This is a genomic window from Streptomyces winkii (genome assembly GCF_032248595.1).
In the GTDB taxonomy this organism is placed as follows: Bacteria; Actinomycetota; Actinomycetes; order Streptomycetales; family Streptomycetaceae; genus Streptomyces; species Streptomyces winkii.
Window position 1 is genome coordinate 665118 of sequence record NZ_JASTTH010000001.1, and the last position, 13564, is coordinate 678681.

The 13564-nt window shown below is 71.6% G+C and carries 14 protein-coding genes; 8 read left to right on the plus strand and 6 right to left on the minus strand.

What is annotated here, in order from left to right; translation table 11 throughout:
- Nucleotides 1-69: 69 nt before the first annotated feature.
- The 4 genes from sigE (at nt 70) to QQM67_RS03065 (ending at nt 3467) form a co-directional block, all read left to right on the plus strand.
- A complete protein-coding gene (gene sigE, locus QQM67_RS03050) occupies nt 70-837 on the plus strand; it encodes an RNA polymerase sigma factor SigE (RefSeq protein WP_314171939.1) in 768 nt (255 codons plus the stop codon).
- On the plus strand, nt 834-1883 hold the full coding sequence (locus tag QQM67_RS03055) for a zf-HC2 domain-containing protein (protein WP_399065013.1): 1050 nt from the start codon (nt 834-836) through the stop codon (nt 1881-1883). Before sigE ends, QQM67_RS03055 begins: the two co-directional genes overlap by 4 nt.
- 217 nt (nt 1884-2100) lie before the next feature.
- On the plus strand, nt 2101-2592 hold the full coding sequence (locus QQM67_RS03060) for a sec-independent translocase (RefSeq protein ID WP_314171940.1): 492 nt from the start codon (nt 2101-2103) through the stop codon (nt 2590-2592).
- A gap of 218 nt (nt 2593-2810) precedes the next feature.
- Nucleotides 2811-3467: a hypothetical protein gene (locus QQM67_RS03065; RefSeq protein ID WP_314171941.1), complete on the plus strand. Its 657-nt coding sequence runs from the start codon at nt 2811-2813 to the stop codon at nt 3465-3467.
- 111 nt (nt 3468-3578) lie between these two features.
- Here the strand turns inward: QQM67_RS03065 and QQM67_RS03070 are convergent, their stop codons facing one another.
- The 3 genes from QQM67_RS03070 to QQM67_RS03080 form a co-directional block, all read right to left on the minus strand.
- Nucleotides 3579-4694, minus strand: coding sequence for an Mrp/NBP35 family ATP-binding protein (locus QQM67_RS03070; RefSeq protein ID WP_314172234.1), 1116 nt, complete (start codon nt 4692-4694; stop codon nt 3579-3581).
- A gap of 129 nt (nt 4695-4823) precedes the next feature.
- Complete coding sequence (locus tag QQM67_RS03075) at nt 4824-5444, minus strand: DUF1003 domain-containing protein (RefSeq protein ID WP_314171942.1); 621 nt, start codon at nt 5442-5444, stop codon at nt 4824-4826.
- Nucleotides 5434-6774, minus strand: coding sequence for a magnesium transporter MgtE N-terminal domain-containing protein (locus tag QQM67_RS03080; RefSeq protein ID WP_314171943.1), 1341 nt, complete (start codon nt 6772-6774; stop codon nt 5434-5436). Before QQM67_RS03080 ends, QQM67_RS03075 begins: the two co-directional genes overlap by 11 nt.
- A gap of 258 nt (nt 6775-7032) precedes the next feature.
- Between QQM67_RS03080 and QQM67_RS03085 the strand changes: the two genes are divergently transcribed.
- A complete protein-coding gene (locus QQM67_RS03085) occupies nt 7033-7743 on the plus strand; it encodes a hypothetical protein (RefSeq protein ID WP_314171944.1) in 711 nt (236 codons plus the stop codon).
- A 125-nt stretch (nt 7744-7868) separates the two neighbouring features.
- Here the strand turns inward: QQM67_RS03085 and QQM67_RS03090 are convergent, their stop codons facing one another.
- Together QQM67_RS03090 and QQM67_RS03095 are read right to left on the minus strand one after the other, a co-directional pair.
- Entirely contained in the window at nt 7869-8399 is a 531-nt protein-coding gene (locus tag QQM67_RS03090; RefSeq protein ID WP_314171945.1) for a hypothetical protein, read from the minus strand.
- 105 nt (nt 8400-8504) lie between these two features.
- Nucleotides 8505-9614, minus strand: a complete 1110-nt coding sequence (locus QQM67_RS03095) for a magnesium and cobalt transport protein CorA (protein ID WP_314171946.1) — start codon at nt 9612-9614, stop codon at nt 8505-8507.
- Between the two features lie 493 nt (nt 9615-10107).
- Here QQM67_RS03095 and QQM67_RS03100 point away from each other — a divergent pair, with 493 nt between their 5' ends.
- The 3 genes from QQM67_RS03100 (at nt 10108) to QQM67_RS03110 (ending at nt 12507) form a co-directional block, all read left to right on the plus strand.
- Complete coding sequence (locus QQM67_RS03100) at nt 10108-10713, plus strand: suppressor of fused domain protein (protein WP_314171947.1); 606 nt, start codon at nt 10108-10110, stop codon at nt 10711-10713.
- A 130-nt stretch (nt 10714-10843) separates the two neighbouring features.
- On the plus strand, nt 10844-11482 hold the full coding sequence (locus tag QQM67_RS03105) for a DUF6758 family protein (protein WP_314171948.1): 639 nt from the start codon (nt 10844-10846) through the stop codon (nt 11480-11482).
- Between the two features lie 128 nt (nt 11483-11610).
- On the plus strand, nt 11611-12507 hold the full coding sequence (locus QQM67_RS03110; protein ID WP_314171949.1) for a PHP domain-containing protein: 897 nt from the start codon (nt 11611-11613) through the stop codon (nt 12505-12507).
- Here QQM67_RS03110 and QQM67_RS03115 read toward each other — a convergent pair.
- A complete protein-coding gene (locus tag QQM67_RS03115; protein WP_314171950.1) occupies nt 12497-13417 on the minus strand; it encodes an alpha/beta fold hydrolase in 921 nt (306 codons plus the stop codon). The two genes, QQM67_RS03110 and QQM67_RS03115, sit on opposite strands and share 11 nt — an antisense overlap.
- Between the last annotated feature and the right edge of the window lie 147 nt (nt 13418-13564).

A 13564-nucleotide genomic window follows, 5' to 3' on the forward strand; every position in this document is an offset into this window, starting at 1 on the left:
CAGCAGGAAGAGCGTCAGGACCGGGAGCCGGTCAAAAGTGCTTATCCGGAGCTAACGGGCGAGGTGGTTATGGTTGGGATTCCACTGGACACCACCAGAGCCGACAGGGGAGGTGCGGCTGCTGTCCGGGACCGTGGAATGCTCCGGCGTTTTCGCAGGTCGGCGGACGAGCCGAAATCCGTGACAGACACCGCTGACCAGGTCCGTACTGCCGAATCCGCGACCACGGCGACTTTCGACACCGATGCGGAGAACCAGGCGTGGACCCCTCCTACCTGGGAGGAGATCGTCAGCACGCACAGTGCGCGCGTCTACCGCCTCGCCTACCGCCTCACGGGCAACCAGCACGACGCGGAGGATCTCACTCAGGAGGTCTTCGTCCGCGTCTTCCGATCCCTGTCGACGTATACGCCCGGCACGTTCGAGGGCTGGCTGCACCGCATCACCACGAACCTCTTCCTGGACACCGTGCGCCGCAAGCAGCGCATCCGGTTCGACGCGCTCGCCGACGACGCGGCGGAGCGCCTGCCCAGCCGTGAGCCCACGCCGCAGCAGCACTTCAACGACACCCACTTCGACGCGGACGTGCAGCAGGCGCTGGACACTCTCGCGCCGGAGTTCCGCGCCGCGGTGGTGCTCTGTGACATCGAAGGGCTGTCGTACGAGGAGATCGCCGCCACCCTCGGGGTGAAGCTCGGCACCGTGCGCAGCCGTATCCACCGCGGGCGCTCGCAGCTGCGCAAGGCCCTTCAGCACCGCTCTCCCGAGGCGCGCGCCGAGCAGCAGCGTGCGCTGAGCGCGGCGGCCGTGGGGGGCGGGGAGGTCGGTGCCGCGTGAGTGGCACGGGCATGGGTGGCAGAGCGCCGCAGCCGGAGAGAGAACTCACTCCGGCCGAGCAGCATCTCGGCGACCGCCTCGCGGCGTTGATCGACGGGGAGTTGGGACACGACGCACGCGAGCGCGTGCTCTCGCACCTGGCCACCTGCCGGAGCTGCAAGGCGGAGGCGGACGCGCAGCGCAGGGTGAAGAACGTCTTCGCGGTCACCGCGCCCCCGCCCCCTTCTGACGGTCTGCTGGCGCGCCTCCAAGGTCTGCCCGCCGAAGGCCCGGACGACGGCCCGTTCGACGGCATGCCGTCCGCGGGCGACGGCTTCGGCCTTCCGGGCGGCGACTCCGGCAGCGGCGTCTCCAGCCCGGCGGCGCGTGCGTCGCAAGCGGAGTCCGGCTCCGTCTGGGCCTTCGACCAGCTGCGCGGCGGGCGCGGCGGAAGCGCGCTCTCACCGAGCCGGGGTTTCCGGATACACGAGATGGAGCGGCTCTCCTCACGCGGCCGGCGCTTCGCCTTCGCCGCGGCGGGCGCGGTCTCGCTGGCGGCCCTCGCCCTGGCCGGCGGGGTCGGCGGCAGCACGGCGGGGAGCGGCCCGTCCATCGCGAAGGGCGACGGCGGTACGGCCTCGGCCAGCTCCGTCCGTACGGCCGCGTCCGGCAGCGGCACCGACCGCGAGCGCCGCCGCCGCGATGTGAACGGAGCGCAGAACGAGGTGAGCGGCACCGTCCTCAGCGCGAACACGGCCGCGGACAGCGCGGGCGCGTCCCTCAAGGCGGTGCGCGGCACGGGCTTCCAGCGCGGCGCCCCCTGGGCGGCCCCCACCGCGCCTCCGGTCGAGGGCGAGCAAGCCACCCCGCACCCGCTGCTCCGCGACGCCTTCTTCTCCTCGCTTGCCGTGCGGCACGCGCCGCCCTCGGTCGCCCTCGGTTCGTACGCGTACGGGACGGAGTCGTATGCCGGGCTCCGCGCGGACTCCTTCTCCGGCGGCGGCGTCCGCAACGACAGCGCGCCCTCGCCCTCCGCGATCACCACGGCGGCTCCGCCGCGGCGCTGAGCGTGCGGTGGTCCATCGGGCCCGACCGCGCCCGGCTCAACTCCCGCCGGGTGCAGGCGAATTGCAGGCATCGGCGGTGCGACGGCACGCCTCCCGGCCCTGGCCGGGCCGTTCGTGCGGATGGCCGGGTGGGCTCCCACCGCGGGCGGCTCTCCGGGTACCGTGAGAGCGGGCCGAAGCACTGCCCGTGGACGTATCAGGATGAGGGAGCTGCAAGGTGTTCTTCGACATAGGACCCCTAGAGCTGGTCGCGCTCGTCATCCTGGCGATCCTCGTGTTCGGGCCGGAGAAGCTGCCCAAGGTGATCCAGGACGTGTCCGGTTTCATCCGCAAGGTGCGCCAGTTCTCCGACAACGCCAAGGAGGACATCCGCTCCGAGCTGGGGCCGGAGTTCAAGGACTTCGAGTTCGAGGACCTGAACCCGAAGAACTTCGCCCGTAAGCATCTGCTCGACGGTGACGACCTGGGCCTGAAGGAGATCCGCAACAACTTCGACTTCCGCGACGACATGGCGGAGGTCACCGACGCGGTGAACGGGACCGAGAGCGTGAGCTCACGCGGAGGCGCCTCCGGCGGCAGCGGAAGCCGTACGAGCCTGACGAAGGGCGGCCCGGCCACCGGCCTGGAGACCCCCGATCCGCTCAGCAAGGAGAACCCGCGGGAGCGCCCGAAGGACGAGCCGCCGCCGTTCGATGCCGACGCCACCTGAATCTTTCGGGTCACATCCCAGGGCACATCACGCATAGCCCGCATCATCTGCCTCACGCGGGTCACCTGAGAGGCGCATCTCACGTCCCTGATGAAGGGCCGTTGTTTGGTCATGCCCGAAACGGCGGACCCGGGTGGCTATCCTCCCTGTGTCCGGGGTTCGCCGTCCGAGGGGGGCAGGCTGCCCGTGGCACAGGGCATTGAGGAGGCGTCGCGCAGATGGAGACGACGAGTCGGGTGGCCGGTGAACCCGGGCCCGCCGCACCGGAGGAGACCGGTGTCGAGCGGGCTGTGGACGGGTTTCTGACGGCTTCCTTTCCGTGGTACGGCCTCGACGAGGCGTTCACCGGCCCGCGCTGGCTGATGCAGGTCGGTACGACGGCGGACGGCACCGTCGAGCACGGTTCTACCGGGCACGGAGAGGTGCCCTCGCTCAAGGTCGAGGCGAACCCGGACAACCAGCGTTTCGCGGTGACCGTCACGGTCGCGAGCCGTCCGGTTCGGCGCAGTGCGGACGGCACCGGCGTGCTGGAGGCGACATCCGTGTCCACGGCCGCGTGGCTCGCGGGCTCGGGGCTGCTGTCCTGCACATGGCCGCAGGAGATGGAGCGCGGTCTGCGGCAGGACTGGCTCGACCAGCAGACAGTGGTGGCCTGGGAGCTCGCCGACGATCTCGGCGGCGCCGGATGGTCCACGCTGACCCTGCCGGTCGACGGTGTGCCGACCGACTTCCACTACCGCGAGTCCGAGTACGGGTGGGTGCTCGCCGGAGCGGCACAGGAAGGCGTGCACATCGGGGCGTACGGGCGGGGCATGAGCGCGTACGGCCTGGGTTTCGCCGTCGTGAAGGACATCACCAGCTATCAGCAGGACTGACGCGGATCACCCGCACAACGCGTAAGGCACAACTGAGGGGCGCTTCCCGGTCGGGGAGCGCCCCTCACTTGTGCGTGGGCGGTGTCCGGAGGCCCGGACACCGCCGCCGCGTCAGAACTTGTTGCTCGGCGTGAGCCCGAGTGACATTCCCGACAGACCCCGCTGCCGTGCGGCGATCTTGCCGGCCACACCGCGCAGTGCCGCGCCCGCCGGCGAGTCCGGGTCGCTGAGCACGACCGGCTTGCCCTCGTCGCCGCCCTCGCGCAGCCGCAGGTCGATGGGAATGCCGCCCAGGACCGGCACTTCGGTGCCGGTCGTCTTCGTCAGGCCCTCGGCGACGCGCTGCCCGCCGCCCGTGCCGAAGACGTCGATCATCTCGTCGCAGTGCGGGCAGGGCATGCCCGACATGTTCTCGATGACACCGATGATCTTCTGGTGCGTCTGCACGGCGATGGATCCCGCACGCTCCGCGACCTCCGCCGCGGCCTGCTGCGGCGTCGTCACGACGAGGATCTCGGCGTTCGGCACGAGCTGAGCGACGGAGATCGCGATGTCGCCGGTGCCGGGCGGCAGGTCGAGCAGCAGCACGTCCAAGTCGCCCCAGTAGACGTCCGCGAGGAACTGCTGGAGCGCGCGGTGGAGCATGGGGCCGCGCCACACCACAGGGGCGTTGCCGGGCGTGAACATGCCGATCGAGATGACCTTCACGCCGTGCGCCGACGGCGGCATGATCATGTCCTCGACCTGCGTCGGCCTGCCGTCCGTGCCGAGCATCCGCGGTACGGAGTGCCCGTAGATGTCGGCGTCGACCACGCCCACCTTCTGGCCCTCGGCGGCCAGCGCCGCGGCCAGGTTCACGGTCACCGACGACTTGCCGACCCCGCCCTTGCCGGACGCCACGCAGTACACGCGGGTCAGCGAGCCGGGCTGGGCGAAAGGGATCTCACGTTCGGCCTTGCCGCCGCGCAGCGAGGAGGCGAGTTCGCGCCGCTGCTCGTCGCTCATCACATCGAGTTCGACGGCGACGCGGGTGACGCCCTCGACGCGCTGCACGGCCTCGGTCACGTTCGCGGTGATCGTCTCGCGCAGCGGACAGCCGGAGACCGTGAGATAGATCCCGACGTCGACCGCGCCGTCGGCCGTGATGGCGATGGACTTGACCATGCCGAGGTCGGTGATCGGCCGGTGGATCTCCGGATCGTCCACCGTCGCGAGCGCGGCACGCACTGCGTCCTCGGTGGGAGGGGTCGCAGAGGGATCCCCCTCCCGTACGGACTCTGGGGGAGTGTCGGTAGCCATGCGCAAATGGTACGGCCGTCCCGCGGGGCACCCGAAGCCGCGGGTGTGCGGAACGGATCACGCTCCGTGCGGCGGACCTCCCGCACGGGACTCGGTCTTCTCGGCCGGGCGCTCCGCCTGTTCCGTCTGCTCCAGCTCCTTGACCAGTTCCTGTAGTTCGGAGCGGATCCAGTCGCGGGTGGCGACCTCGCCGAGGCCCATGCGGAGCGAGGCGATCTCGCGGGTCAGGAACTCGGTGTCGGCGATGCTGCGTTCGTTCTGCTTGCGGTCCTGCTCCAGGTTGACCCGATCGCGGTCGTCCTGCCGGTTCTGCGCGAGGAGGATCAGCGGCGCCGCGTACGACGCCTGAAGGGACAGGGCGAGGGTCAGGAAGATGAAGGGGTAGTCGTCGAACCGCAGCGCCTCCGGGAGCAGCACGTTCCAGGCGATCCAGACCGTGACGACGAACGTCATCCATACGATGAAGCGGCCCGTGCCGAGGAAGCGCGCGATCTCCTCCGACAGACGCCCGAAGGCGTCGGGGTCGTACTCGGGGAGCAGCCTGCGGCGCGGGGCCCGGGGCACATCGAGCCGGCCGCGGGTGCTGCGCTCGCGCTCCCTCTCGCGCTCACGCTCGCGGGCTCCCTCGCGTTCGCGGTCCCGCTCCCGTTCCCGCTCCCTCTCCCGTTCAGGCGCCATGCTGTCCGACCCCCTCCGCGCGCGGTCCGCCGGCGCCGGGCAGCCGCTGCGCCGCCTCCTCGCGCCAGTCCTCCGGCAGCAGGTGATCCAGGACGTCGTCCACGGTGACGGCGCCCAGCAGATGGCCGGCCTCGTCGACGACGGGTGCGGCCACGATGTTGTACGTCGCGAGGTAGCTGCTCACCGAGGGCAGCGTCGTCTCGGGCGGCAGCGGGCGCAGATCGGTGTCGACGATCGAACCGACGAGGGTGAAGGGCGGGTCGCGCAGCAGCCGCTGGAAGTGAACGAGCCCCAGATACTTCCCCGTCGGGGTCTCGTCGGGCGGTCGGCAGACGAATACCTGCGCGGCCAGCGGCGCCGACAGATCGGCGTTGCGCACGCGCGCGAGAGCGAGCGCGACGGTGTCGTCGGGCTGGAGGACGATGGGCTCCGTCGTCATCAGGCCGCCGGCCGTGCCCTCCTCGTACGACAGCAGCCGCCGTACCGGCGCCGCGTCCTGCGGCCGCATCAGCTGGAGCAGCCGCTCCTTGTCGTGCTCGGCCAGCTCCGAGAGCAGGTCGGCGGCGTCGTCCGGATCCATCGCCTCCAGTACGTCCGCGGCACGCTCGTCCGGGAGTTCGCCGAGGAGCTCGACCTGGTCGTCGGTGGGAAGCTCTTCGACGACGTCGGCGAGCCGGTCGTCGTCGAGGGCCGCCGCGACCTCCATCCGCCGCTTCGCGGAGAGGTGGTGGACCGTGTTGGCGATGTCCGCGGGGCGCATGCGTTCGAAGGTGGCGAGCAGCGTGGCCGCTCCCTGCTCCTTCTCCTCCAGCGCGAAGCCCGTCACGGCCGACCACTCGACGGTCAGGGCTTCGCCGCGCCGCCGCAGCGCACCGCCCTTGCCGTGCCGCAGCCGCCGTACGAAGACCTTGTCGATCTGCCAGTCGCGCCGGGCCGGCAGCTGCTGGACGCCGACGTCGAGCACCGTGACCTGCTCGCCTGTCTCCACGAGGGTCACCTGACGGTCCAGCAGCTCGCCCAGGACGAGCGTCTCCGACGGACGCTGCTCGAAGCGGCGCATGTTCACGACACCGGTGGTGATGACCTGGCCGGACTCCACCCCCGTCACCCGCGTCATCGGCAGGAAGACCCGGCGCCTGCTGACCACTTCGACGACCAGCCCGAGCACGCTGGGCGGCCGCTCGCCCTGCGGACCGCCGGCATCGGCGGCGGGCTGGCCGCGCAGCATGACGACGACGTCGCGCACCCGCCCGACCTGGTCGCCGTTGGGGTCGAAGACGGCGATGCCGGACAGGTGCGACACGAAGACCCGGGAGGCGCCTGCGGCCATCGGTCGGGCCCTCCTCGTCCGTCCGTACTTCGGCGCATAAGCACCCTTTGCCGTCTTCAGCCTAGCCTGGCCCGGCCCTGTCGGACCGTGCGCGATGGTCCGGACGGCTGCCGTCCGCTACCCGCCGCGGACACCGGTAGGGTGCGGGTCCAGCCCGATCTCCAGGAGGTTGCCGACGTGGTTGGACGCGCTCATGTGGCCTCCCCGCCGACGGCAGGGGGCACGCGAGGAGACCTGGTCCTGAAGGGGGCCCTCTGCGTGGGACTCACACTGGCGCTGGCCGCTTGCGGAAGCAGCGATCCCGACGCCGGCACGAACGGGGTCGGCAAGCTCTCCGCTTCCAAAATCGAGAAGAAGGCGCGGGCCGCCGCGGACAAGGCCGGCTCGGTCAAGCTGTCCGGCACCGTCGTCAGCAAGGGCCAGACCTACCGTCTGAACATGCGGCTCAAGCGCGACGGCGGCGCCATGGGCAAGGTCGCGACGAGGGGCGGTTCGACGTTCTGGCTGCTGCGCATCGGCAAGGAGCTGTATCTCAAGGCCGACGCGGGCTTCTGGGCGCGGCAGGAGAAGGGCGGCGAGCAGCCGTCGAAGTCCGACGTGCAGGCGGCGGGCAAGCTGGACGGCAAGTACGTGAAGGTGCCCTCCGGCGATCCGGCGTACAAGCAGCTCAGCGGCTTCGCGGACATGCGGGTGCTGCTTGAGGGGCTGCTCGTGATGAACGGGGAGCGCGAGACCGGCGACCACGGCGAGGTCGGCGGCGTGCGGACCATCCGCGTCCAGGGGGGCGGGGGGAGCGGCGGCAACGTCGACGTCTCGCTGATCGGCACTCCGTACCCGCTGCGCGTCGAGCGCGCCGGCGGCGCAGGCACGCTCGAACTCGACGACTGGAACAAGGAGTTCGAGTTGCGGCCGCCCGCGAAACAGAACGTCGTGGACTACGGCAGGAAGATCGTCGCGAACAAGGGCTGATTCCGGGCCGGTTCGCGGCTGATTCGGATGGTTCCCGGCTGCTTTTCGCCTGCTTCGCGGCTGCTTCCGTACGAGCGTGCGCGGCTCGCGCCGCCCGCGTACGGACCTGACGGCTCCCCGCGGGGCTACGTGCCCTGCTGACGGCGCTTGCGGAAGAGCAGCCTCGGCAGCCCCGCGGGAATGCGGCGGCGCGTCGTCGCGGGTGTCGGCCGCGGCACCGCCGCCTGCGAACCGTCCGGCATCGCACCGGGTTTCTGCACGGGCGCACCGGCGGGCTCCAGCCGCAGCACCCGGCACTCGCGGGCCCAGCGCTCGGCGACGGTGGGGAAGTCGGGTGCGTTCAGCCGCTTGCTCCGCAGCTCGCCCACGACCGTCTCCCAGCGTTCGCCGCGCGGCTCCAACTCCACGACGCGCGCGGGCCAGACGACCAGCCGGCCGCCCTTGTCCTTGCTGCGCACGCTGACCGTGGCGGTGCCTCCGTCCGTCAACCCGAGGCCGTCCAGGGGCTGTTCGAGCGGGCCGCCGCCGACGATGCAGACCGCGCCGTCGTGCCACACGTGCCACAGGGAGCGGGAAGGACCCTCCGGGCCGCGCACCCAGATGAGGCCGGACTTCTTGGTGGCCTCCTCGATGAGGGCCTGATCGAGCAGCGTCATGTCCGCAGGCTACCGGGCGAGGGCGTACGGGCCGGTGGCGCAGGGGCCGCCTGTCGCCACCGGCTGTCAATGCGACGCGTCAAGGGAGCTCGTCGATGTAGCCCGTCAGAGCCAGCCGTTCCGCTTGAACCCGCGGTAAATGGCGATGCAGATCGTGACCGTGACGCCCATGACCGTGGGATAGCCGTATTTCCAACCCAGTTCAGGCATGTACTGGAAGTTCATCCCGTAGATGCCGGCGATCATCGTGGGCACCGCGAAGATCGCCGCCCACGAAGTGATCTTGCGCATGTCCTCGTTCTGCGCGACGGTGGCCTGCGCGAGGTTGGCCTGGAGGATCGAGTTGAGGAGATCGTCGAAGCCCAGCACCTGCTCGTTGACGCGCGTCAGATGGTCCGCCACATCGCGGAAGTACTTCTGGATCTCCGGGTCGATCACCTGCAACGGCCGCTCGCTCACCAGCTGCATCGGGCGCAGCAGCGGGGAGACGGCACGCTTGAACTCCAGCACCTCGCGCTTGAGCTGGTAGATGCGGCCCGCGTCGCCCCCGCGCCGCCCGTTGGTGGTGTTGGAGAAGACCTCGATCTCCACCTCGTCGATGTCGTCCTGGACGGCGTCGGCCACGGCGAGGTAGCCGTCCACCGTCTGGTCGGCGATCGCGTGCAGCACCACCGAGGGGCCCTTGGCGAGCAGTTCGGCGTCCTCCTCCATGCGGTGCCGGAGCGCGCGCAGCGAGCCCTGGCCGCCGTGCCGCACCGTGATGATGTAGTCCCGGCCCGTGAAGCACATCACCTCGCCGGTCTCCACCACCTCGCTTGTGGCGGTGAGTTCGACGTGCTCCACGTAGTGGATCGTCTTGAAGACGGTGAAGACGCTGTCGTCGTAGCGCTCCAACTTCGGGCGCTGGTGGGCCTGTACGGCGTCCTCGACGGCCAGCGGGTGCAGCCCGTACTCCGTCGCGATGCCGGAGAACTCGCGCTCGGTCGGCTCGTGGAGCCCGATCCACACGAACTCGCGGCCGCCGCTGGAGCGCACGCGACGCAGCGCCTCGTCGGGCGTCAAGTGGGCGTGGACGCGCTGCCCGTCGCGGTAGACCGCGCAGTCGACCACGGCGGTGCCTGCGGCGTCGGTGCGGGTGTTCTCGTAGGGGTACGCCGAACGGCCCTTGCGCAGGGACGGGCGGACGGCGGCGCGCAGGTCTCGGATCATCGACATGCTGAGCTCCTTGTCGGTGCCGTACGGCGGCCCGGCTCAGCGCTGCCCGGAATGTGGACCTACGGAATCGTGTCGTGCCCGACGGCCGGAGGTCTGCAAAGCGGGTACCGCTCGGTGCCGGTCGCGACGGCGTTCGGTGATTCGCTGTCGGACGGGGGTGGAGCGAAGCTCTGCGCTCTTCCATCTCGCGCGTCGTGCGGCATCCGGCGGCGAACAGCCCCGGAAAAAGCGTCCCGACGAGGTTTCAGTGCTGGAACCACCGGGGAGCAGGGCGCTCAGGAGTGGGAACGCGGCCTTGCGACGGAAGAGCAGTTGGTACTGCACGGTCGACTCGGATCCATGTCAGTCCCACCTCCTCCGGCCGGCCCCCGTCGGGGGACGATTCGCATGTCTGACCAGCAGCCAACGGTAACACCGGTCGGGCAGTGCTGTGTCCCTTCCGGCCACCGGACGCATCTCTTTGCCTCGTCCTTACGGGATCTATGCTCGCGTCATGGCAGACGTACCGGAACTGGTGGAGGCGAGGCTGCGTTCGGCGCTGGGCGAGCCGGACGCGCGTGCGTCCGTGACGTTCCTCGGCACCGAACGCATCGAGGTGCTGCGCTTCCTGGACACGGGCGTGGACGCGGGCGCGGGCATCGTGCGCTACGCCACCCTCGGAATGTCCGCCGCGCCGATGACCGATCCGGCCGCCGCCCTCGCGGACCCCGAGCGGGGCCCGCGTGCCGAACTCGTGCTCTCCGTACGGGCCGGGGCCGCGGAGACCGACAAGGTGCTGCGTCCGCTGGCCGTGCTCGCGGCCTCACCGCAGGTCGAGGGGGTCGTCGTCACACCGGGCGCCTCGCTGGACGTGGGCGAGCCGCTGTGGCCCGGCGCCCCGTTCACGTCCGTACTCGTGGCCGAACCGGGCGGTCTGGTCGAGGACTTGGAGCTGGACGCCCCGCTCGAACCGGTGCGGTTCCTGCCGCTGCTGCCGATGACGCCGAACGAGGCCGCGTGGAAGCGGGCGCGGGGAGCCGACGCGCTCCAGGAGCGATGGCTCCAGCACGGAACGGACCTGCGTGACCCGCTGCGCGAGGCCGTCCCGCTGGCCGGATGAGCGCCTGCGGGGCACCGGCGGGGGAGCGGGTGTGCCGCGCGCCGGCAGGGGCGTCCCGGGCACGGCAGGGCCGGTTCGGGGAGGAGATCGTCCTTGACGCCGGCGCCGCCGGGGAGCACCGTTGTTCAGCATGAGGGGCGAACCCAGTTGCCCGAAGTGCGGTGGCCGGGTACGGGCGCCCGGACTCTTCGCCGACACCTGGCAGTGCGATCTGCACGGGACGGTGCACCCGTTGCAGCCCGTCGTTCCCCCCAGCGTCGAAGCTCTCGCCGTGGCCGTCGGCCGTACGAAGGTGCCCGTCTGGATGCCGTGGCCGCTGCCGGTCGGCTGGCTCTTCTCCGGTGTGGCCTGCGCCGGTGACGACCGCAGCGGCGGCCGTGCGACGGCCGTGGCCTGCTCCGGGCCCGGTCCGCTCGGAGGCCCGGGCGAACTCATCCTGGTGGCCGAGGAGTTGGGCGTCGGACTCGGCGCACGGTACGCGGGCGTCGACGGCCCCGATCCCGGTCCCGGCATGCGCGTCGACACGCCGCCACCGGTGAAGGTGCTCGCGGCGGGGCGGCCGACGCCGCTGTGGCACGTGGGGGGCTCGGCCAGCGACCGCGCCGTCTTCGCCGGCGAGGCGCGCGGGCTGTGGCTGTGGGCGATCGTGTGGCCCGAGCAGTCGGGGCTGCTGATGTACGACGAACTCGTGCTCACCGATCTGCGTGACGCCGGTGCGGAGGTCGATCTGCTGCCGTGCGGCACGCTCTCGCCGCGCATCATCTCCTGATCGTCCCCGCCAGGACCCGGTACCCGGCACCGGGCGCCGTCCCACGCTCCCGGAAGGGCTCCGCGCGGGCGCGGCTATGCTGGTGGAGCCGCCTTCCGTAAGCCCTCGTCCGCAGCTGGAGCCTCCTCGTGCGCATCGACCTGCACACCCACTCCACCGCCTCGGACGGCACGGACAGCCCCGCCGAACTCGTACGGGGCGCGGCTGCCGCCGGTCTCGACGTCGTCGCGCTCACCGACCACGACACCGTCTCCGGGCACGCCGCGGCGGTGCGCGCCCTGCCGCCGGGCCTGACGCTGGTGACCGGCGCCGAGCTCTCCTGCCGCCTGGACGGCGTGAGCCTGCACATGCTGGCCTACCTCTTCGACCCCGCCGAGCCGGAACTCGCCCGCGAGCGCGAACTCGTACGCGACGACCGCGTTCCCCGCGCCCGCAGCATGGTGAGCAAACTGCGCGAGCTCGGGGTCCCCGTGACCTGGGAGCGGGTCGCGGAGATCGCGGGCGACGGAGCCGTGGGCCGCCCGCACATCGCGACCGCCATGGTCGAGGCCGGTGTCGTCGGCAGCGTCTCGGACGCCTTCACCGAGGAGTGGATCGCGAACGACGGCAGGGCCTACGCCGAGAAGCACGAGCTCGATCCCTTCGACGCGCTCCGCCTGATCAAGGGAGCGGGCGGCGTCGCCGTCTTCGCGCATCCGCTCGCCGCCAAGCGCGGCCAGTGCGTACCGGAGAGCGCGATCGCGGATCTGGCCGCCGCCGGTCTCGACGGCATCGAGGCCGACCACATGGACCACGAGCCCGCGACCCGCGCGCGCCTGCACGCGATGGCCGCCGATCTGGGCCTGCTCGCCACCGGCTCCAGCGACTACCACGGCAGCCGCAAGAACTGCCGCCTCGGCGAGCACACCACCGATCCCGGCGTCTACGAGGAGATCGTGGCCCGCGCCTCGGGCGCCGCGCCCGTCACGCAGCGGGACGAGGACGCTCCCGGCGCCGGGTCCGCGCCCGGATCGCTCACCGGCTGACGGCGCCCCCGCTCCAGAAGGACGCGAGCGCGCGGGCCGTCTCCTCGGGGCGCTCGGCGTTCGGCGAGTGCCCGGCGCCGGCCACGACGGTACGGACGGCTCCCAGCCGTACGGCCGTCTCGTCCAGCAGCGGCACCGGCCACGCGTAGTCCACGGAGCCGGACAGCACATGCACGGGGAGGGGCTCGGCGCGTCCGGAGACGGCCGCGGCGAGCTCGTCGACCCGGTCCGGCTCGGCGATCAACTGCTGCGCGGTGGCGGAGAGTTGCTCCGGTACGTGGCCCATCCAGCGACGGTGCAGGAACTCCGCCACCTCGGGCGGCGTCTCCTCGTCGGCCGCCTCGACCGGGTCCAGCTCGCACATCGCCTGCCAGATGTCCTCCATCTCCATCACCCCGAGGGCGCCCAGCAGCATCTTCAGCCGCCGCTGCTGCGCGGTGGAGACCGCGGCGGGGCCGCTGCTCATGAGCGTCAGGGAGGCGAACGGCGAGGCGTCGCTCAGCACGGCGGCGCGCGCGACGAGGCCGCCCAGCGAGTGGCCCAGCAGATGTACGCCGCGGGACTGCCCCTGCGGCCCCTGTGACTCCTGTGGCCCGTCGCCGTCCCGCAGCGCCGCCGTGAGGGCGTGCACGTCCCGCGCGAGCTCCGGCTGTGCGTACGCGGACTCCTCGCGCGGCCCGTCCGTCTCGTACTGACCGCGCCCGTCGACCGCCACGACGCGGAAGCCCATGCCGGCGAGGGGATCCAGCAGGGCGATGAAGTCTTCCTTGCTGCCGGTGAAGCCCGGCATCAGCAGCGCCGTGCCCAGACGCGGCTCACCGGCCTCGTGCACGGCGAACTCGCCCCGCTCGGTGGGGAGTTTGTACGCGCGGACTGCCGGCGGCAGCCCGAGGAACGGCGGCTTGCTCATGCGAGGACGCTACCGCTCCGCGCGCCGTGGGGCAGCGCCGCGTACACGACGGCCGGCGGCGGGACTCATGCGTTCGCGGCGCGCGCAGCGCGAGGCCCGGCACCCCCGAAGCAGGGGTGCCGGGCCTCGCGCGAGGTTCGTACGAGA